The organism is Pseudomonas sp. JV241A (assembly GCF_900275665.1).
Lineage (GTDB): Bacteria > Pseudomonadota > Gammaproteobacteria > Pseudomonadales > Pseudomonadaceae > Aquipseudomonas > Aquipseudomonas wadenswilerensis.
The window spans coordinates 236,922-257,397 of sequence record NZ_OPYO01000033.1 but is presented as its reverse complement, the minus strand read 5'-3'; the positions used below and the strand labels follow the sequence as shown (position 1 = coordinate 257,397).

The window sequence follows — 20,476 nt, the reverse complement described above, 5'->3', positions numbered from 1 at the left end:
GTATCATGGCACCTGGGGCACGGCCGGCAGGGCTGTGCCCTTGGGCCACAACAGCCAAATCTGACCCTGCTGCTTCATGTCACCGGCCAGCTTGCCAGCTTCACTGCCGGTGCCCCAGAACAGATCGGCGCGCACCTCTCCGGTGATCGCCCCGCCGGTGTCCTGGGCGGCGACCGGGCGCACTACCGGGGCCCCGTCAGGGCGGGTGGTGGACAGCCACAGCAGACTCCCCAGCGGAATCACCTTGCGATCGATGGCTACGCTGTAACCTGTGGTCAGCGGCACGTTGAGCGAGCCTCGTGGGCCTTCGTTGCTGTCCGGGCGAGTGCTGAAGAATACGTAGCTGGGATTGCTCGCCAACAGCTCCGGTACCCGCGTAGGGTTGCTCTGTGCCCAGGCATGGATGCTGCCCATGGTCACTTCTTCTTTTTTCAACTGCCCCTGTTCCACCAGCCAGCGGCCGATCGGGCGATAGGGGTGGCCGTTCTGGTCGGCGTAACCGATGCGCAGCTGGCGGCCGTCTTCCAGTTGAATGCGGCCCGAACCCTGGATCTGCAGGAACTGCAGGTCCATCGGGTCGGTCAACCAGGCCAGTACCGGTGCCTTGGCGCCCTGGGCATTGATGGTTTCTGCGGTGTCATAGGGTTTGAGCACCCGGCCTTCAAGGCGGCCGCGCAGGCGCTTGCCCTTGAGCTCGGGATAGACGCTGTCCAGGGCTACAACGATCATGTCGTCCGGTACGCCATAGATGGGCACATTGGCGCTGTCGGTCTGGGCCAGGCTGCCGGGGTAGACCGGCTCGTAGTAGCCAGTGATCAGGCCATTGGCGTTGTTCTCGGCCGAACGCATGCTGTAGACGTCCAGCTGCGCCTGGAGAAAACTGCGTACTTCAGCCGGGCTTGAAGGAACGGCTGCCGCTGCCGTGCAGGTGTTGGCCCAGACTGCATCGCGCTTGAGTCGCTCGCAGGCACTGCGCCAGGATTCGAAGCCGGCTACCAGGTCGCTATCGCTGACCTGTGGCAGGTCTTTCCAGGTAGCGCCGACATAGGTGGCCAGCGGGTGTGGCTTTGGTTTTTCCGGCGCGCTGCCGTTGCAGCCGGCCAGCAGGGCCAGCACTGACAGGGTCCAGCCAAGGTGGCGCAAAGGAAGTTTCATCAACGAGGTTCCTCGGCGGTTTGCGGGGCTTCCAGCGTATTTTGCAAACCGTAGTTTTAATAAGGGTATTGGTCTTTGCCGGTGAGGCGAGGATACTGGCCGCCTTTTTCCGTGAGCCGAAGTGATCAAGATGCTCAAGCGACTTTCTGTGGTACTGCTGGCGTGTTTGACCCTGAGTGCCTGTGGCGGGGTCGATCCCAACTCGCCATTGGGCCAGCGCAAGACGATCTTCAAACAGATGCTCAAGACCAGCGAAGACCTGGGCGGCATGCTGCGCGGGCGCCTGGCGTTCGACGGGCAGAAGTTCGCCGATGGCGCGGTCAAGCTCGATAACCTGTCCCGTGAACCGTGGAAGCACTTCCCGCAGGTTCGCGAAGAGGATGATACCAGCGCCCGCACCGATGTCTGGGAGAAGCAGGCGCGCTTCCAGGACCTGGCACGGCAGATGGAAGCCACCACCGCCGAACTGGTGGCGGTGACCCGTGCCCAGCCGCTCAAGGCCGCGCAGCTGACCGAGCCGATGAACAAGGTCGAGGCGGCGTGCAAAGCCTGTCATACCGAGTTTCGAAATCACTGAGTGATCAAGGGGCGCGGGGCGCCCCATCGCTGGCAACGCCAGCTCCCACAGGGTGCACGGCAAGTCACATTGTGGGAGTTGGCTTTGCCGACGATGGGCTGCGTAGCAGCCCCAATGTTCCCGCCTGCTGTTACTTCTCCAACTCATCCAGGGCGTGCTGCAGCTCCTGCTTGGACTCGGCCAGCTTGTCCTTGCGCTTGTTGATCTTCTCGGCATCGCCTTTCTTCATGGCCTTGTCCAGGTCCTTGGTACGCTGGTTCACTTCGTGGCGGGCGTCGAGGACTTTCTGCTCGCGCTCCTTGCGCAGGCCGGCGTCGGTGCAGTGCTCATTCACTTCGCTCAGCGCCTTTTCCAGACCGGCTTGCTGATCGCTGTTGCCATGGGCGCGAGCCTGTTCGATCTGCTCGCTGATGGCTTGCTTCTTGGCTGCGCAACCGGTCAGGCCTGGCTGTTGTTCGGCAGCCAGCAGGGGCGTGGCCAGGAGTGAACAGGCGGTGAACAGGGCAAGCGGGGAAAGCAGTTTCATTGGGGGCTCCGTTGTCGCGGGCTTGGCAGAATCCATGATGCTGCCTTGATCCGGGAAAATTAGAAACCCTCGATTGTGTGTCTGCGCAATTGTTCGGCCACTATTTGCACCCCCGGGAGGCGAAAAATGTCAGTAGCTGTGCGGTGTTAGCTGTAGCGATTGTCTGCCGGCAGGGCTCTCAAATGTCCATAATTCGGCGCTTTCGCCCGAGGCTACCTAGTAAAAATGCCAGTTGTGAGGGCTTATAGAGGGAATAAGCTGATGGGGCAGGAGCAATACCCTTTTTCACAATAGGATGCGCAGAGATGAGCACTCAAGTTAACGATACAGGTGACCAATCGCAACACCCGGATTGGTCGAAGCCAGACAAAGAAACGGATGACGTGGTTTTTGAAGATAAGTTCAAAGGCATACCTGTGGACTCCTCAACATTCGCTCCGAGAGAACTTCGAAGGGTTCGTGTTGAGTCCAAAGGGAAGAACAAAAGAGCAGGCATAAATTTTATTAATCGCGCTGAGGTTGTGCAGTATTCGACGGTTTATTTAAAGGCCGCGTCGGGGACTGGTCGCTTTACTCTGCGTGCTGACCGGGAAGGTACTACCGACTCTAACTACCGAGAGGGCGTTGATGTTAATGCTAACACTTGGTTTAGATTCAATCCAAAAGACATAACTAATAACTTTAATGTCGTCGGAGCCTTTCCTGCGGGAGACAGTGCGGCGGTGACAGTTATTGTTGCCGTTGACTAATCGTGAGGTCGCCCCGGCAGAAGTCTTGCCGGGGCTGCAGCGGTACAAATGATGTGCGTGTACAGCTAGAAGCCACCGATTCGGTGTCTGCGCAATTGTTCGGCCACTATTTGCACCTCCGGGGAGCGGAAAAAAGCCAATAGCTGCGCACTGCGACCCGGGCCTATGCCTAGTTCTGCCAACCACTGCTCGGCATCGCGCTGGAGCAGATCTGCCCAGGTGTGTGTTGGCTTTAACGGGATTGCGGCCGGTATGCCCAAAGCGCTGAGCCAGCGCGCAAAGGGTTGCTGGCGGGCCTGGTCGAAGGCATGCAGCAAGTGCTGGCGGCTGCTTTCGCCAAGTCCAGGTACCGACTGCAAGTCTTCGTCCTGCAGGTCCAGCCAGTCGCCCAGTCCTCGCACATGACCACTGTCGATCAGTTTTTCCCAGGTGCCCGGCCCCAGTCGCGGCATGTTCAGGCCTTGCTTGCCGCTGAGCCAGTTGAGGCGGGCGATGAACTGGCGGCGGCAGCCATCGCTAGGTTGCCAGCAACTGAGCGGGTGGTGCCGGGCAGGGTCCGGAACCGCGAGGTCCATGCGCTGAACACTGCGCAGTACTACCTCATCCAGGCGCGGGATGGTCAGCCCGGCCAGGCTGATGGCAACCTGGTCGCCGGGGCGGATGTCCAGCTGCTGCCAGCGCTGAAAGGAACCGAGGCTGACCTGGCGGATCTGCCGGTCATCCAGTTGCACCGGCTCGATTTGCAGCACCGGGGTGATGCGCCCGGTGCGACCGATAGTGAACTGCACGCCACGGACTTCGGCCAGGGCCTGGGCAAAGGGGTACTTCCAGGCCGTTATCCAGTATGGGTCGCGTGCTTGCCAGCGGGTGCCGTCCGGGCGCTTGCCCTGACGCAGCACAACGCCGTCGCTGGCGAAGGGTAGTGGGCTGCGGTACCAATGCTCACGCCATCTGGCTGCATCGGCAAAGGTGCTCAAGGGTTCGCTGTACCGCTCGCTGTATTCGAAGCCCAATGCACTCAAGCCCTTGAGCCGCTCGCGCTGGTCGGCCGGCCCCAGCGGCCAGGCCCAGACAAACAATCCGACCACAGCGCCCTGTTCGGCACTGATGCGTTTGCGCGCGAGCAGGCCGGCGACATTGCCGCGGGCGTTGAGGCTGCCGGCGTTGGCTTGCACGTGGCCGTCCAGGCGCCAGAACAGTTCGCCCTGGAACACCAGGTCGAGGGGCTCGGGAAGCTGCTGGTTGAGTGTGCCCAGAGCCGGTATGTGCCGGCTCCAGTCATGGCCATGGACGCCATCGCCACGGCTGATCAGTTGCACCAGCTTGCCGCCGCGATAGACCAGGGTGGCGGCCACGCCGTCGACCTTGGGCTGAATCCACAGGTCTTGCTTGTCATGCAGCCAGGCTTTGACTGCGGCATCGTCGGCCAGCTTGCCCAGGCCGGTATGGGGAATCGGGTGGCGCAGAGGGCCGACGGCGTTTTTCAGTGGGTTGCCCTGCGACTTTGTCGGCGAGGGGAAGCAGCTTTGCAGATGCGTCAGGCGCGTACGGCTCTGGTCATAAAGTTCGTCAGCGACCAGCGAGACCCCCTGGCGATGATAGTGGTCGTCCCAGTCGGCAAGGGTTTGCTGGAGCTGGCGGATTTCTGCCCGGGCCTGAACGGGCGTCCAGGCGGGGCAGGTCTGCGCGTGTGCCGGGAGCAGCCAAAAGAAGAGCAGAAGGGACAACAGGGACTTGTGCAGCATGGCGAGCATCCTTGCTCGTGATGGAATGCATAGCCTAGAAAAGTTTGGTGGCGTTAGCAGTCCTCAACTGTCAGGTCATGTTGCGTACTTCATCGCGGGGCAAGCCCGCTCCTACAAAAAAGCCCCAGCCGAGTGACCGGCTGGGGCTTTTTTTACAACTTCAGCTTTTACAGACCGGCAGCGGCGCGCAGGACGTCGACGCGGTCGGTGCGTTCCCAGGTGAAGGTGGTGAAGGTGTCGTCGCCGACGGTCTTCTGTTGCGGGATACGGCCGAAGTGACCGTAGGCAGCAGTCTCCTGGTACATCGGGTGCAGCAGGTCGAGCATGGTGGTGATTGCGTACGGACGCAGGTCGAAGCACTCGCGAACCAACTGGACGATCTTGTCGTCGGAGATCTTGCCGGTACCGAAGGTGTTCAGCGAGATCGAAGTCGGCTGAGCGACGCCGATGGCGTAGGAAACCTGGATCTCGCAACGCTCGGCCAGGCCGGCGGCGACGATGTTCTTGGCCACGTAGCGACCGGCATAGGCGGCAGAACGGTCAACCTTGGACGGGTCCTTGCCGGAGAACGCGCCACCACCGTGACGGGCCATGCCGCCGTAGCTGTCGACGATGATCTTGCGGCCGGTCAGGCCGCAGTCGCCTACCGGGCCACCGATGATGAACTGGCCGGTCGGGTTGATGTGGAACTGAGTGTCCTTGTGCAGCAGTTCAGCCGGCAGGGTGTGCTTGACGATCAGCTCCATCACCGCTTCCTGCAGGTCTTTTTGCGACACTTCAGGGTTGTGCTGGGTCGACAGCACCACGGCATCGATACCGACTACCTTGCCGCCTTCGTAACGGCAGGTAACCTGCGACTTGGCATCCGGGCGCAGCCACGGCAGCAGGCCGGACTTGCGCGCTTCGGCCTGGCGCTCGACCAGGCGGTGCGAGAAGCAGATCGGTGCTGGCATCAGCACGTCGGTCTCGTTGCTGGCGTAACCGAACATCAGGCCCTGATCGCCGGCGCCCTGGTCTTCAGGCTTGCTGCGGTCAACGCCCTGGGCGATGTCTACCGACTGCTTGCCGATGATGTTCATGACCGCGCAGGTCGCGCCGTCAAAGCCGACGTCGGAACTGTTGTAACCGATGTCGACGATCACTTTACGAACGATGTCTTCCAGATCGACCCAGGCCGAGGTGGTGACTTCGCCAGCGATGATCGCTACGCCGGTTTTCACCAGGGTTTCGCAGGCCACGCGGGCGAACTTGTCCTGGGTGATGATGGCGTCCAGCACCGCATCCGAAATCTGGTCGGCGATTTTGTCCGGATGCCCTTCAGACACGGACTCGGAGGTGAAAAGGGAGTATTCGCTCATCTCGACGGGTTCCTAAAATTTACCGATGGTGATGTCGCCAGCCGGTCGCTGAAAATGGCGGACCTGAATCTGGAAACCATTACGTAAGCCCACATAGAGGCTGTCCCCGGGAGCCAGTCCCGCAGCGCTGGCCCAACGGGCCAGGTCGTCCTGCTCGAAGCCCAGCCAGATATCGCCACAGGCCTCTCTGGCCCAGCTCTGGTCGTGGCTGCACAACTCTGTTACCAACAGGCTGCCGCCTGGTTTCACACGGTTGGCCAACTGCCGCAGGGCTTCGGCCGGGGCGCTGAAATGGTGCAGGACCATGTTCAGCACTACGCAGTCGGCTTCCACATCCGTTGCACTGAGTGCATCGGCCAACTGCAGGTTCACATTAGCCAGACCTTCGCGCTCGCAGACCCGGCGGGCCAGGTCGAGCATGGTCGGGCTGTTGTCCAGGGCGGTGACCCGGGTAAAGCGCCGGGCCAGCTCGGGAAGAAATTCGCCATCGCCGGGGCCCACTTCAAGGGCATTGGCGCCGGCTTCAAAACTGAGTTTGTCGAGCAAGGCCAACAGGCTTTCGCGGTACTGCGGCAAGCCGGCAATCAAGTCCTGCTGTGCGCGAAACTTCTCTTCGACTCGCAGGAAAAAGTCCTGGCTGGTGGCCGCCCGACGTTGTTGCACCTGAGCGATACGGGCCTGGACATCATCGGCCAGGGTCAGCCCGTCGACCTCCTCAAGCAATGCCGCATGCAGCTTGCCGCCGAGGCTGAGGCCGTCGGGCAGGGCGCGGCGGTAGAAGATCGCATTGCCTTCGCGGCGGGTCGCCACCAATCCGGCCTGGGCCAGCACCTTGAGGTGGTGGCTCATGCCCGACTGGCCAATGGCGAAGATCTGCGCCAGTTCCAGCACGCCGAACGAATCGCTGGCCAGTGCGCGCAATACGTTCAGGCGCAGCGGGTCGCCGCCGGCTTTGCACAGGGCAGCCAGCGCATCGCTTTGCTCTTGGCGGATCGACGGCACGGGTAGGTTCATGGAGCGGCAGTCTAGTCAGGCAACGATAACGTCGCAAGGCCAATATCAAAAAGTTTTGATATTGCGCGATAGGCGGGGCAATTCGTCGCAGGCTGTGCGACCGATCCGGCTGTTTGCCCGGGTTAACGCCTGATTCTTCTCTCATTCACAGGAAAATCATGCTGCATCGACCATCCGTCATTGCCCCCGGGTACGTGCCTGGGCGAAAATGGCCGCCTTTTTTCGTTTCGTAACTAATTCAACACCCAGGAGATAAGCGATGCCCAGCCGTCGTGAGCGTGCCAACGCCATTCGTGCCCTCAGCATGGATGCCGTGCAAAAGGCCAACAGCGGCCACCCCGGTGCCCCTATGGGCATGGCGGATATCGCCGAGGTTCTTTGGCGTGATTATCTGAAGCACAACCCGACCAACCCGAGCTTCGCTGACCGTGACCGCTTCGTGCTGTCCAACGGCCACGGTTCGATGCTGATCTATTCGCTGCTGCACCTGACCGGCTACGACCTGTCGATCGACGACCTGAAGAGCTTCCGTCAGCTGCACAGCCGTACCCCGGGCCACCCGGAGCTCGGTTACACCCCGGGCGTCGAGACCACCACCGGGCCACTGGGTCAGGGCCTGGCCAACGCCGTTGGTTTCGCCCTGGCTGAAAAAGTCCTGGCTGGCCAGTTCAACCGCAAGAACCACAACATCGTCGACCACCACACCTATGTGTTCCTGGGTGATGGTTGCATGATGGAAGGCATTTCCCACGAAGTCGCTTCCCTGGCCGGTACCCTGGGCCTGGGCAAGCTGATCGCCTTCTACGATGACAACGGCATCTCCATCGACGGCGAAGTCGAAGGCTGGTTCACCGATGACACCCCGAAGCGTTTCGAAGCCTACAACTGGCAGGTGATCCGCAATGTCGACGGCCATGACGCCGACGAGATCCGCACCGCCATCGATACCGCGCGCAAGAGCGAGCAGCCGACCCTGATCTGCTGCAAGACCATCATCGGTTTCGGTTCGCCGAACAAGCAGGGCAAGGAAGATTGCCACGGTGCTCCGCTGGGCAACGACGAAATCGCCCTGGCGCGCAAAGCGCTGAACTGGAACCACGGCCCGTTCGAAATCCCGGCTGACATCTACGCCGAGTGGGACGCCAAGGAGGCCGGCAAGGCCGTTGAAGCCGAGTGGGACCAGCGTTTCGCGGCCTACTCCGCGGCTCACCCTGAGCTTGCCAACGAACTGGTGCGTCGCCTGAGCGGTGACCTGCCGGCTGATTTTGCCGAGAAAGCAGCGGCCTACATCGCTGAAGTCGCGGCCAAGGGCGAAACCATTGCCAGCCGTAAAGCCAGCCAGAACGCCCTGAACGCCTTTGGCCCGCTGCTGCCTGAACTGCTCGGCGGTTCGGCTGACCTGGCCGGTTCCAACCTGACCCTGTGGAAAGGCTGCAAAGGCGTCAGCGCCGAAGACGCCAGCGGCAACTACATGTTCTACGGCGTGCGCGAGTTCGGCATGACCGCAATCATGAACGGTGTTGCCCTGCACGGCGGTCTGGTGCCTTACGGCGCCACCTTCCTGATGTTCATGGAATATGCCCGCAACGCAGTGCGCATGTCGGCGCTGATGAAGCAGCGGGTCATCCACGTCTACACCCACGACTCCATCGGTCTGGGCGAAGACGGTCCGACCCACCAGCCGATCGAGCAACTGACCAGCCTGCGCAGCACGCCGAACCTGGACACCTGGCGCCCAGCCGATGCCGTCGAGTCGGCGGTATCCTGGAAGTTCGCCCTGGAGCGTAAAGACGGCCCGTCGGCGCTGATCTTCTCGCGTCAGAACCTGCAGCACCAGGAGCGTGATGCCGAGCAGATCGCCAACATCAGCCGCGGTGGCTACGTCCTCAAAGACTGCGCAGGCGAGCCTGAGCTGATCCTGATCGCCACCGGTTCCGAAGTCGGCCTGGCGGTTCAGGCCTTCGACAAGCTGACCGAGCAAGGCCGCAAGGTACGCGTGGTGTCCATGCCGTCGACCAGCGTGTTCGATGCCCAGGAGGCTGGCTACAAGCAGTCGGTGCTGCCGCTGGAAGTCGGCGCGCGTATCGCCATCGAAGCGGCCCATGCCGACTTCTGGTACAAGTACGTCGGCCTCGAAGGCCGCGTCATCGGCATGACCACCTACGGCGAGTCGGCACCTGCGTCGGCCTTGTTCGAAGAGTTCGGTTTCACCCTGGAAAACATCCTGGGTACTGCTGAAGAGCTGCTGGAAGACTGATCCCGTTTCCCTGTGGGACTGGCGTCGGCTTCATCGCTGGCAAGCCAGCTCCCACAGGGGCTGCGGTGATCCCTGTGGGAGCTGGCTTGCCAGCGATTGAAGTCAACTCGATTCCCGCAGGTTGCAGATAACGCTTCTGTTCCGTGAGCATCCCATGCCCCAAACGCGTCCTTACAAAGTTGCACTCAACGGCTACGGCCGTATTGGTCGTTGCGTCTTGCGCGCACTCTTTGAGCGGGGGGCGAAGGCGGGCTTCGAGATCGTTGCACTGAATGACCTGGCCGACCAGGCCAGTATCGAATACCTGACACGCTTCGACTCCACCCACGGGCGTTTCCCCGGTGAGGTGAAGGTCGACGGCGATTGTCTGCATATCAATGGCGACTGCGTGAAAGTATTGCGCAGTGCCACCCCGGAAGGGGTCGACTGGGCGGCGCTCGACGTCGATCTGGTGCTGGAGTGTTCCGGTGCCTACAACACCCGCGCCGATGCCCAGCGTTTTCTCGACGCCGGTGCGCCGCGGGTGCTGTTCTCCCAACCCATGGCCAGTGAGGCAGATGTCGACGCCACAGTGGTCTACGGGATCAACCAGGATTGCCTGGATGGCACCGAGAGGCTGGTCTCCAACGCCTCCTGCACCACCAACTGCGGCGTGCCGCTGCTGCGCGTGCTGGACCAGGCCTTTGGCCTGGAGTACGTGTCGATCACCACCATCCACTCGGCGATGAACGACCAGCCGGTCATCGACGCCTATCACCACGAAGACCTGCGCCGTACCCGTTCGGCGTTCCAGTCGGTGATCCCGGTGTCCACGGGCCTGGCCCGCGGCATCGAACGGCTGCTGCCGGAACTTGCCGGGCGAATTCAGGCCAAAGCCGTACGCGTGCCGACCGTTAACGTGTCGTGCCTGGACATCACCCTGCAGACCGCCCGCGACACCACTGCGGCCGAGGTCAACCGGGTGCTGCGCGAAGCCGCCCTGAGCGGCCCGCTGCGAGGTCTGCTGGCCTACACTGAACTGCCGCACGCCAGCTGTGATTTCAACCATGACCCGCATTCGGCCATTGTCGATGCCAGCCAGACCCGCGTTTCCGGCCCCCGGCTGGTCAACCTGCTGGCCTGGTTCGACAACGAATGGGGTTTTGCCAACCGTATGCTCGACGTTGCCGATCACTTTCTGCACGTCGTCAATCAAACCCGCTCCACTTGTAAACAGCCCTGAAGGACTGCATTCATGACCGTGTTGAAGATGACCGACCTCGATCTGCAAGGTAAGCGCGTACTGATCCGCGAAGACCTCAACGTGCCTGTGAAGGACGGTGTGGTTGCCAGCGATGCGCGCATCCTCGCTTCGCTGCCGACCATCAAGCTGGCCCTGGAAAAGGGCGCGGCCGTGATGGTCTGCTCGCACTTGGGCCGCCCGAGCGAAGGCGAATTCTCCGCCGAGAACAGCCTCAAGCCGGTCGCCGAGTACCTGAGCAAGGCCCTGGGCCGCGACGTGCCGCTGGTTGCCGACTACCTCGAGGGTGTCGAAATCAAGGCCGGTGATATCGTCCTGTTCGAGAACGTGCGCTTCAACAAGGGCGAGAAGAAGAACGCCGACGAGCTGGCGCAGAAGTACGCCGCCCTGTGCGACGTGTTCGTGATGGATGCCTTCGGTACCGCTCACCGCGCTGAAGGCTCGACTCACGGTGTCGCCAAGTTCGCCAAGGTGGCTGCTGCTGGCCCGCTGCTGGCCGCCGAACTGGATGCCCTGGGCAAGGCCCTGAAAGCCCCGGCCAAGCCGATGGCGGCCATCGTTGCCGGCTCCAAGGTCTCGACCAAGCTGGACGTGCTCAACAGCCTGAGCCAGATCTGCGACCTGCTGATCGTCGGCGGCGGCATCGCCAACACCTTCCTGGCCGCTGCCGGTCACCCGGTTGGCAAGTCGCTGTACGAGCCAGACCTGATCGACACTGCCAAGGCCATTGCCGCCAAGGTCAACGTGCCGCTGCCGGTGGACGTAGTCGTGGCCAAGGAATTCGCTGAAAGCGCTGAAGCGACCGTCAAGCTGGTTGCCGACGTTGCCGAAGACGACATGATCCTGGACATTGGCCCGCAAACCGCAGCCAACTTCGCCGAGCTGCTGAAGTCGTCGAAGACCATCCTGTGGAACGGCCCGGTTGGCGTGTTTGAATTCGACCAGTTCGGCAACGGCACCAAGGTGCTGGCCCAGGCCATCGCCGACAGCACTGCGTTCTCCATCGCCGGTGGTGGCGATACCCTGGCAGCCATCGACAAATATGGCGTAGCCGAGCAAATCTCCTACATTTCTACCGGTGGCGGTGCATTCCTAGAGTTCGTAGAAGGTAAAGTGCTGCCGGCCGTTGAAATGCTGGAACAGCGGGCCAAGGCCTGATCCATTCGGCCTGGCAAAGGGAGCGACCCGATGGTCAAGCAATTGCCTGTGATTATCCTGGCCGGGCTGCTCGGCGCTTGCTCCAGTAACCCGGAGCAGGCGACGCCAAAGCCCGGCGCGCCGAAAGGTGGCTGTTATCAGTCTGAATGGCAGGCCGAGACGGTACCGGTGATCAACAAAAGGCTGGGCCCGGATGGCCTGGAGAAATACGACGACGAACATCAGCACCGGGCCCCGGGGTGCCCTTGATCGGTTCAGGGCAACCTACCGGCCGGTTTGTGGTCTGCTAGAGGATATTGGATGAAAGCGGTAGTGGCCTTGATGGCCCTGGCAGTACTCGGTGGTTGTGCAAGCCTCAAGCCTGCGCCGGCGCCGACCGACAACTGGACCCGCTGGGTCTGTGACAGCCAGGCTGAAGTACTCTGGCGCTTTGCCGATAGCAGCCAGCAGGATGTGGACGTGCGCCTTGGTGGCGGCGACCAGGTCTACCGGCTCAAGCCGGAGCCCAGTGGCTCGGGTGCGTTGTACAGCGATGGAGTGCTGGCGTTCCACAGCAAGGGTGATGAAGGCCTGGTGTACTGGGTCGCCACCGATGATTTGATAGGGCGGGGCTGCAAGGCGCCGTGACTGGCCGGGCCGCTCGAAGGCCCACACTACTTGAATAGCAACCGCCGCTGCGGCAGGCTTGCACGAAAAACGACGCTTGTCGGGAGAGAGATACACAATGGCACTCATTAGCATGCGCCAGATGCTGGACCACGCCGCTGAATTCGGCTACGGCGTTCCAGCTTTCAACGTCAACAACCTCGAGCAGATGCGCGCCATCATGGAAGCTGCCGACAAGACCGACTCCCCGGTGATTGTCCAGGCCTCGGCCGGTGCCCGCAAATACGCTGGCGCGCCGTTCCTGCGCCACCTGATCCTGGCGGCCATCGAAGAGTTCCCGCACATTCCGGTGTGCATGCACCAGGACCACGGCACCAGCCCTGACGTCTGCCAGCGCTCGATCCAGCTGGGCTTCAGCTCGGTAATGATGGACGGTTCGCTGGGTGAAGACGGCAAGACCCCGACCGACTACGATTACAACGTTCGCGTTACTCAGCAAACCGTTGCCATGGCTCACGCCTGCGGCGTTTCGGTTGAAGGCGAGCTGGGCTGCCTGGGTTCGCTGGAAACCGGCATGGCCGGTGAAGAAGACGGTATCGGCGCCGAAGGCGTGCTGGATCACAGCCAGATGTTGACCGATCCGGAAGAAGCCGCCGACTTCGTCAAGAAGACCCAGGTCGACGCCCTGGCCATCGCCATCGGTACCAGCCACGGTGCCTACAAGTTCACCAAGCCGCCTACCGGCGACGTGCTGGCGATCGACCGCATCAAGGAAATCCACAAGCGCATCCCCAACACCCACCTGGTGATGCACGGTTCGTCCTCGGTACCGCAAGAGTGGCTGGCGATCATCAACCAGTACGGCGGCGACATCAAGGAAACCTACGGCGTACCGGTTGAAGAAATCGTCGAAGGCATCAAGTTCGGCGTACGCAAGGTCAACATCGACACCGACCTGCGCCTGGCCTCCACGGGTGCCATGCGTCGCCTGATGGCCACTAACCCGAGCGAGTTCGACCCACGCAAGTTCTTCGGCGAAACCGTCAAGGCCATGCGCGACGTCTGCATCGCCCGTTACGAAGCCTTCGGCACCGCGGGTAACGCTTCGAAGATCAAGCCGATCTCCCTGGAAGCGATGTTCCAGCGTTACGCCAAGGGCGAGCTGGCCGCCAAGGTCAACTAAGCCTGAACAGAAAAACCCGCAGCGATGCGGGTTTTTTTGTGCCTGCGCGCCAAGGAAGCAATGCGCATGGCCTGGATGGATAGACCGTTAGTCGGCTAACAGGCCTTTCCATGCATGATGGCAATGTGCTGACTTCAGATTTATGGCAGCCGGGTCTAGAGTTACGCACAGATTTCAGCCGAAGTCCGGCATTGGTGTCCTAAGAGAAGCAGCATGGATTGCGCGCAACCTCAGTCACACGATAGCGGCTCAGTACTGCTGGTCGTTGATGATTACCCGGAAAATCTGATCAGCATGCGGGCCTTGCTGGCCCGCCAGGATTGGCAAGTACTCACCGCGAGCTCGGGGATGGAAGCCCTGAGCGCGCTGCTCGAACATGAAGTGGACCTGGTGCTGCTGGATGTGCAGATGCCGGGCATGGATGGTTTCGAGGTTGCGCGCCTGATGCGCGGCAGCCAGCGCACGCGGCTGACGCCGATCATCTTCCTCACGGCCAACGAGCAGTCCCAGGCCGCCGTGCTCAAGGGGTATGCCAGTGGGGCGGTGGACTACCTGTTCAAACCCTTCGACCCACAGATCCTCAAGCCCAAGGTTCAGGTCTTGCTCGAGCAGCAGCGCAACCGACGCTCGTTGCAGCGCTTGAGCCGCGACCTGGAAGCGGCGCGGGCTTTCAATGCATCGGTGCTCAACAATGCCGCCGAAGGCATCCTGGTGGTGGGTGAAAACGGCGAGATTACTTTTGCCAATCCGGCCATCTCACAGTTGCTCGAAGCGTCGGTAGAGGTGCTGCAAGGTGCCAACCTGCTGGATTTCGTGCAATCGCCGGGGATGACGTTGTGGAGCGATTCGGCTTTCTACCAGGCCTACCTGGATCGGCAGATCTTCCGCTTGCACGACGCCCTGCTGCGCACGGCGGGTGGCCAGCCGGTGCCGGTGGCGCTGTCGTGCTCGCCGTTGACCGATGGCCAGCGCGCCATGGTGGTCACGGTGCTGGACATGTCGGTGGTGCGCAACCTGCACCAGCAACTGGAGTTCCAGGCGGTCACCGACCCCCTGACCGGGCTGCTCAACCGCCGTGGCTTCTATCAGGCTGCCGAAAGCGCCTTGGTGCGCAACGAGCGCAGCGACAAGACCCAGGCCCTGATGTACCTGGATCTGGATGGCTTCAAGCGCATCAATGATTTTCTCGGCCATGAGGCCGGCGACCGGGTGCTGCATTGGGTGGCTGAACAGCTCAAGGATTGCCTGGGCGCCAGTGCGATCCTCGCGCGCATGGGCGGCGACGAGTTCACCGCGCTGTTCGATGCCCTGGAATACCCTGAGCAGGCCGCGCGCTTTGCCGAGCGGGTGATCGAGCGCATGTCGATCTGCCAGCAGATCGAGGGCATGGAAGTGACCCTGGGTGTGAGCATCGGTATTGCCACCTACCCCGATTGCGGCGCCAACCTCGACGGCCTGTTGCGCGCGGCCGACGCTGCGATGTATGCGGCCAAGCAGGCTGGGCGCCAGCAGTACCGCTATTACGACCAGGACCTCAACGGCAGGGCACGCTCACGCCTGATGCTCGAAGACTCGGTGCGCGGTGCCATTGAACACAAGGATTTCAGCCTGGTCTACCAGCCTCAGGTCGCCTTTGCCGACGGGCGTCTGCGCGGCTTCGAGGCGCTATTGCGCTGGCAGCATCCCAGCGTCGGCGATGTACCGCCAGGGTTGTTCCTGCCCTTGCTGGAAGAGGCGCGATTGATTTCGCGCCTGGCCAGCTGGATCTACGCCCAAGGCGTGGCGCAGCGGCGTGACTGGCAGGAATGCTTCGAGCCGGGCCTGGTGCTGGGGATCAGCCTCAGCCGCGTGCAGTTTGCCATGCCCAACCTGGTCGAGGAGCTCGGACGGGTGATTGCCGGCCAGGGCCTTGACCCGGCGCAGCTTGAGGTCGAGGTTGCCGAGACTTCGTTGATGGTCAACAACGATGTGGCCTTGAAGCAGCTGCACAAGCTACGTGAGTTGGGCGTGCGTATCGCCCTCGACGATTTCGGTGCTGGCGATTGCTCGCTGCGCATGTTGCGCGACCTGCCGATCGACACCCTCAAGCTCGACCGCCATCTGGTCGCCCGGTTGCCCGGGTCGCAAGCGGACGCGGCCCTGGTTCGCTGTGTGATTGACCTGTGCCGACAGTACGCGATCAGCGTCATCGCCGAAGGCGTCGAAACCCGCGAGCAGGCGCAATGGCTGCAGGCCAACGGTTGTGAGTATGTGCAGGGGTTTCTGGTGGCGCGGCCCATGACACCAGGGGACGCCGGGGCGTTTCCGGGCTTTTTTGACTGGCAGCGGGTGTAGTTCGGTACACTGGGCGTTTTATCGTCAACCGTTTTGGCCATGACCGCACTCAAGTACCTGCAAGCCTACCCGCCCGCCCTGCAAGACCAGGTTCGCCAGTTGATTGCCAGCAATCGCCTGGGCGACTTCCTGCAGCAGCGCTATCCGGACAGGCACGCGGTGCAGAGCGACAAGGCGCTGTACACCTATGCCCAGGCGCTCAAGCAGGAGCACCTGCGCAACGCGCCGAACCTCGACAAGGTGCTGTTCGACAACCGCCTTGACCTCACCCATCGCGCGCTCGGGCTGCATACGGCCGTGTCGCGGGTACAGGGCGGCAAGTTGAAGGCCAAGAAGGAAATACGTATCGCCTCGTTGTTCAAGGAGGCGGCGCCGCAGTTTTTGAAGATGATCGTGGTACACGAGCTGGCGCACCTGAAAGAGTCCGATCACAACAAGGCGTTCTACCAGCTCTGCGAATACATGCAGCCGGGCTACCATCAACTGGAATTCGACCTGCGGGTTTACCTGACCTACCGCGAGCTGCCCGCCAGCCTGTAGGCCCTGAGGATTTGCCAATGGAAGTGAGCAAGACCAAGAGCAGTTTCTACCGCCGGCTGTATGTCGCCTGGCTGATCGACAGCCAGACCGCCAGCACTGTCCCGGCCTTGATGGAAGCCACCGGCATGCCCCGGCGTACCGCCCAGGACACCATTGCCGCCCTGGCTGACCTGGATATCGTCTGTGAGTTCGAGCAGCAGGCAGGGGCGCGCAATCATGCCGGGCACTACCGGATTCGCGACTGGGGAGCGATCGACAAGCAGTGGATCATTCAGCATTTGCGCAGTGTTCGTGAGGTGCTTGGCTATCCCTGAGGGCCCCATCGCTGGCAAGCCAGCTCCCACAAGGTTCTGTGTGACTCCTGTGGGAGCTGGCTTGCCAGCGATGGGCTGCGCAGCAGCCCTGAATTTCAGCCGCGACGCATACCGATATGCGGGATATCGTCTTCCAGGTATTCCTCTCCCGCCACCTTGAAACCATGGCGCGCATAGTAGTCCTGCAAGTGCGCCTGGGCTGACAGGTACACCGGCACTTCAGGCCAGTAATGCTCTGCGTACTTGAGCCCATGCTCCATCAGTTCATGGCCCAGGCCGCGGCCGCGTGCTTCGGGGGCGATCAGTACCCGGCCAATGACCACGTCACCACCCTGGGCTTGCGGGTCCAGCAACCGCAAGTAAGCCAGCAGGTTGTCACCTTCCCAGGCCATCAGGTGGCAGGTATCGCCCTCCAGGTCCTGGCCGTCGACTTCCTGGTAGGCGCATTTCTGTTCGACCACGAAGACTTCGGTGCGCAGTCGCAGAATGGCATAGAGTTGTTCCTTGCCAATGTCACTGTGGTGTTTGCAGATCCAGTCGATAGCCATGGGCGTCTCTCAAGTGGTTGATACCCCTGATCATGGCAGACAGCCGCGCGAGGGTCTAATTGCGCCAGGTCAATACAGGCTCGAAGTCGACCGGAATAGAGGCCATTTGATATCATTTGCCTCTGCCCGAGTACTTCTTCTTTGTGTAACCTGCAATGGCTGATTGGCACTGAACATTCTCAAGCAGTTGAAATCAACGGCGCGAACCAGGGGTTCGCTAAAGGATTTGAGCATGCGGCCATTGCTTCGAGTCTTGGCTTTGCTGGGAATACTGCTACTGGCGAGCACGACGGCGCAGGCCGCCACACTGCGCCTGGTTGCCGACAGCTGGCCACCTTTCACCGATGCCAACATGGCCAACGGTGGCCTTGCCACGGCCATTGTCACCACCGCCCTGACCCGTGCCGGTTATACCAGCCAGTACCAACAGGTGCCCTGGGCGCGGGCGCTGCTGGGGGTGGGGGACGGGCGCTACGATGTGCTGGTCAATGCCTGGTACAACGACTCGCGAACCGAAATCGGCCAGTTCTCCGCTGGCTACCTGACCAACCGTATCCGCCTGCTCAAACGCAAGGGCGATGCGGTGCGCTTCAATGCCCTCAGCGACCTGTACCCGTTCCCCGTCGCCGTGGTGCGCGATTACGCCTACTCACCCGAGTTCGACAGCGACGCTAACTTGCAGAAAATTCCGGTACGCAGTTTTTCCGTCGCCGTCGGCATGCTGGCCGCCGGCCGCGTGCGCCTGGCGCTGGAAGATGAGTTTGTTGCCGGTTACTACCTCAAGCGCGAACCGAAAGAGGTGCGTGAAGCTGTGGAGTTCTTTGACAAGCCCGTCAGCGAGAACAGCCTGCATATTCTCGTCAGCCTGAAGAACACCGAGCACCAGCAGATCGTCGCCGGCTTCGATCGTGCCATCGCCCAGATGAAAGCCGATGGCAGCTACGCCCGGTTGCTCAAGCAGCACGGCATGTAATCAGGCCGGCGTGCTGTCCTTGATCAGGTGCGCGGCGAGGGTGCGCAGCGGCCCCAGCTGCCGGCAGATCAGCGCCAGCTGGGTTTGCACCAGACGTTGGTTTTCGTCGAGCTCTTCGGGCATCTGCTCAAGGTCGTTGGCCAGGGCTTCTTCGGCATCGCTGTGGATCGCCACCGGCAGTTTGCTGGCCAGGCCTTCGGCAATCTCATCCAGGCTGTTGGCCAGGCTCGCCCCGGCGCCATCGATCAACTGCTCGCGAACCGCGGCATCCAGCGCGCTGTCGCGGTGTGCGCCCAGGCCCGAGAGATAGCTGAGCAAGGTGTGCGAGAGCACCAAAAAGCGAAAACCGACATCCGCCTCCTTACGAAAATGCCCCGGCTCCATGAGCATGTTGGCCAGGGTGGTCGACAGCGCTGCATCGGCGTTGTGGGCGTTGCGCCGGGCCAGGCGGTAGGCCAGGTCGTCGCTCTTGCCCTGGGCGTACTGCTGCATGATCTGGCGCAGGTAGGTGCTGTTGCAGCTCAGGGTGTTGGCCAGCACCTTGTTCAGGCGCCGGCCCTGCCAGTCCGGGAGGAACAGGAACACCGCCAGGATGGCGATCAGGCTGCCCACCAGGGTATCGAACAGCCGTGGCAGGAACAGCCCGTAGCCATCGCCGATCTGGTTGAAGCAGAACAGCACCATCAGGGTGATCGCCGCCGTGGCCAGGGTGTAGCGGGTGGTGCGGTTGACGAAGAACACCACCCCGGCGGCCACGGCGAACAGCGACTGGACAACCGGGCTTGGGAACAGGTCGAACAGCGCCCAGCCGACGGTCAGGCCGATGGCGGTGCCGATGATCCTTTGTACCAGCTTGCGCCGCGTGGCGCCGTAGTTGGGCTGGCAGACGAACAGGGTGGTGAGGATGATCCAGTAACCCTGGGTCGGGTGAATCAAATGCACCATGCCATAGCCGATCGACAGTGCCAGGGGCAGGCGCAGGGCGTGGCGGAACAGCAGCGAGGTCGGTGTCAGTTGCTGGCGCAGGCGGCTCCAGACGTCCTTGAAGTTACGCGGCGAACGGTCGAGCAGGCTGCTGTCGCTGGCATCGGCGAGGTTGTCGGGGTTGCTGGCGTCGCTGAGCAGGCGGTCAAGAGTCGCCAGGTTCGCCGCCAGTGCGCGCAGCGAACGCAGTAGGCCACGCCAGGCCGAGTTGCTCTGGATGCGCAGGTGCTCGAGCGAAGCGTGCAGGTCTTCCAGGGCCTGGGCGAAACTGGTGTCGTAGGTGAACGGCTGGCGCAGCTGGATGGATTCGGACAGTTGCTGGCAAGCCACGCCCTGTTGGCGCAGCAGGCGCTGGCAGCGGAACAGCACATCGCTGTGGAAGAAGGCTTCGGTCAGGGCGTTGTACGGGTAGTGCGAAGAACTGGCGCGCTCGTGGATGTCCTGGGCGAGGAAGTACAGCTTCAGGTAGCGGCTGACCTTCGACCCCGGCCGGCCATTGCCGACCCGGTGCAGGATGATCTCCTTGGCTGCGTTGAGCGCGGCCACCACCCGGCCGTTCTGCTGCGCCAGCTCCAGGCGGCGGGCTTCGACGTCCAACTGGCGAATCGGCTCGAACAGGGTGGCCTTGAGCTTGAGGTAACGGCCCAGTTCGCGGAACAGCCGGGCCAGGCTCTGCTGCACCGGCTGGTTGGAGAACAACGCCTGCCACAGCACCGAGAGCAGGCCGTACCAGGCGGCGCCGGCCACCAGCAGCAGCGGCTCATGCCAGAAATCGGTGACTTCGCCGCCGCGCTGGTCGACGCCGATCATGGTATAGACCGACAGGATCAGGGTCGCCGAGGCAATCGCGCCGTAGCGTTCACCGAGGGCGCCGAGCATGGTCAGGGCGAAGCTGGCCAGGGCCAGGGCGCAGCCGAAGATTATCGGGTAGGGGAACAGTAGTTCCACCGACAGCGCGGCGATGGTGAAACACACCAGGGTGACTGCCAGGGCATTCAGGCGCCCTTGCCAGCTGTCGTCGGTCTCGGCCAGGGCGCTGGCGATAATCCCCAGGAACAGCGGAATCAGCAGGCTCATTTCGTCCTTGTACCAGCACAGCAGCATGCTGCCGGTCAGGGCGATAAGAACGCGGATGGCGTAGCTGAACTTGTCCAGGGCCCAGAGGCGGCGCAACGATTGGCTGAACGAGGAGGATGACATGTCGGGTGGGCAGGC

General features: G+C 62.1%; 19 protein-coding genes. 12 read left to right on the top strand and 7 right to left on the bottom strand.

The features are described 5' to 3' along the window. Positions 1–3 precede the first annotated feature (3 nt). Positions 4–1,155: an MltA domain-containing protein gene (locus tag JV241A_RS22830; protein WP_134064590.1), complete on the bottom strand. Its 1,152-nt coding sequence runs from the start codon at positions 1,153–1,155 to the stop codon at positions 4–6. 130 nt (positions 1,156–1,285) lie between these two features. Here JV241A_RS22830 and JV241A_RS22825 point away from each other — a divergent pair, with 130 nt between their 5' ends. Continuing rightward, on the top strand, positions 1,286–1,732 hold the full coding sequence (locus JV241A_RS22825) for a cytochrome c (protein WP_115089518.1): 447 nt from the start codon (positions 1,286–1,288) through the stop codon (positions 1,730–1,732). Between the two features lie 130 nt (positions 1,733–1,862). Here JV241A_RS22825 and JV241A_RS22820 read toward each other — a convergent pair whose 3' ends face one another. After that, a complete protein-coding gene (locus JV241A_RS22820) occupies positions 1,863–2,258 on the bottom strand; it encodes a DUF1090 domain-containing protein (protein ID WP_115089223.1) in 396 nt (131 codons plus the stop codon). A gap of 305 nt (positions 2,259–2,563) precedes the next feature. Here JV241A_RS22820 and JV241A_RS22815 point away from each other — a divergent pair, with 305 nt between their 5' ends. Further along, entirely contained in the window at positions 2,564–3,007 is a 444-nt protein-coding gene (locus JV241A_RS22815) for a hypothetical protein (protein WP_134064588.1), read from the top strand. Positions 3,008–3,072: 65 nt separating this feature from the next. Here the strand turns inward: JV241A_RS22815 and ligB are convergent, their stop codons facing one another. From ligB to JV241A_RS22800, 3 genes are all read right to left on the bottom strand, one after another. Next, positions 3,073–4,752, bottom strand: coding sequence for an NAD-dependent DNA ligase LigB (gene ligB / locus JV241A_RS22810; protein ID WP_134064586.1), 1,680 nt, complete (start codon positions 4,750–4,752; stop codon positions 3,073–3,075). A 167-nt stretch (positions 4,753–4,919) separates the two neighbouring features. Then, positions 4,920–6,110, bottom strand: a complete 1,191-nt coding sequence (gene metK / locus JV241A_RS22805; protein WP_134064584.1) for a methionine adenosyltransferase — start codon at positions 6,108–6,110, stop codon at positions 4,920–4,922. 12 nt (positions 6,111–6,122) lie between these two features. Next, complete coding sequence (locus tag JV241A_RS22800; RefSeq protein WP_115089221.1) at positions 6,123–7,124, bottom strand: metalloregulator ArsR/SmtB family transcription factor; 1,002 nt, start codon at positions 7,122–7,124, stop codon at positions 6,123–6,125. A gap of 259 nt (positions 7,125–7,383) precedes the next feature. Between JV241A_RS22800 and tkt the strand changes: the two genes are divergently transcribed. From tkt to JV241A_RS22755, 9 genes are all read left to right on the top strand, one after another. After that, positions 7,384–9,381, top strand: coding sequence for a transketolase (gene tkt / locus JV241A_RS22795; protein WP_115089220.1), 1,998 nt, complete (start codon positions 7,384–7,386; stop codon positions 9,379–9,381). Positions 9,382–9,535: 154 nt separating this feature from the next. After that, positions 9,536–10,603, top strand: a complete 1,068-nt coding sequence (gene epd, locus JV241A_RS22790) for an erythrose-4-phosphate dehydrogenase (protein WP_115089219.1) — start codon at positions 9,536–9,538, stop codon at positions 10,601–10,603. Positions 10,604–10,615: 12 nt separating this feature from the next. Then, on the top strand, positions 10,616–11,779 hold the full coding sequence (locus JV241A_RS22785) for a phosphoglycerate kinase (RefSeq protein ID WP_134064582.1): 1,164 nt from the start codon (positions 10,616–10,618) through the stop codon (positions 11,777–11,779). Positions 11,780–11,809: 30 nt separating this feature from the next. After that, complete coding sequence (locus JV241A_RS22780) at positions 11,810–12,028, top strand: hypothetical protein (RefSeq protein ID WP_115089217.1); 219 nt, start codon at positions 11,810–11,812, stop codon at positions 12,026–12,028. Positions 12,029–12,079: 51 nt separating this feature from the next. Continuing rightward, positions 12,080–12,406 (top strand): MliC family protein, encoded by a 327-nt coding sequence (locus JV241A_RS22775; protein ID WP_134064580.1) that lies wholly within the window; start codon positions 12,080–12,082, stop codon positions 12,404–12,406. 97 nt (positions 12,407–12,503) lie between these two features. After that, complete coding sequence (gene fba / locus JV241A_RS22770; protein WP_115089213.1) at positions 12,504–13,568, top strand: class II fructose-bisphosphate aldolase; 1,065 nt, start codon at positions 12,504–12,506, stop codon at positions 13,566–13,568. Between the two features lie 213 nt (positions 13,569–13,781). Then, entirely contained in the window at positions 13,782–15,902 is a 2,121-nt protein-coding gene (locus JV241A_RS22765; RefSeq protein ID WP_134064578.1) for an EAL domain-containing protein, read from the top strand. A 39-nt stretch (positions 15,903–15,941) separates the two neighbouring features. Beyond that, positions 15,942–16,442, top strand: coding sequence for a M48 family metallopeptidase (locus JV241A_RS22760; RefSeq protein ID WP_134064576.1), 501 nt, complete (start codon positions 15,942–15,944; stop codon positions 16,440–16,442). A gap of 17 nt (positions 16,443–16,459) precedes the next feature. After that, on the top strand, positions 16,460–16,756 hold the full coding sequence (locus tag JV241A_RS22755) for a winged helix-turn-helix domain-containing protein (RefSeq protein WP_115089207.1): 297 nt from the start codon (positions 16,460–16,462) through the stop codon (positions 16,754–16,756). A 95-nt stretch (positions 16,757–16,851) separates the two neighbouring features. Here the strand turns inward: JV241A_RS22755 and JV241A_RS22750 are convergent, their stop codons facing one another. After that, complete coding sequence (locus JV241A_RS22750; RefSeq protein ID WP_115089205.1) at positions 16,852–17,304, bottom strand: GNAT family N-acetyltransferase; 453 nt, start codon at positions 17,302–17,304, stop codon at positions 16,852–16,854. 232 nt (positions 17,305–17,536) lie between these two features. On the opposite strand from JV241A_RS22750, the gene JV241A_RS22745 reads away from it, so the two are divergent. Next, a complete protein-coding gene (locus tag JV241A_RS22745; protein ID WP_134064574.1) occupies positions 17,537–18,277 on the top strand; it encodes a transporter substrate-binding domain-containing protein in 741 nt (246 codons plus the stop codon). On the opposite strand, the gene yccS is transcribed toward JV241A_RS22745, so the two are convergent. Then, positions 18,278–20,461, bottom strand: a complete 2,184-nt coding sequence (gene yccS, locus JV241A_RS22740; RefSeq protein ID WP_134064572.1) for a YccS family putative transporter — start codon at positions 20,459–20,461, stop codon at positions 18,278–18,280. Positions 20,462–20,476 lie beyond the last annotated feature (15 nt).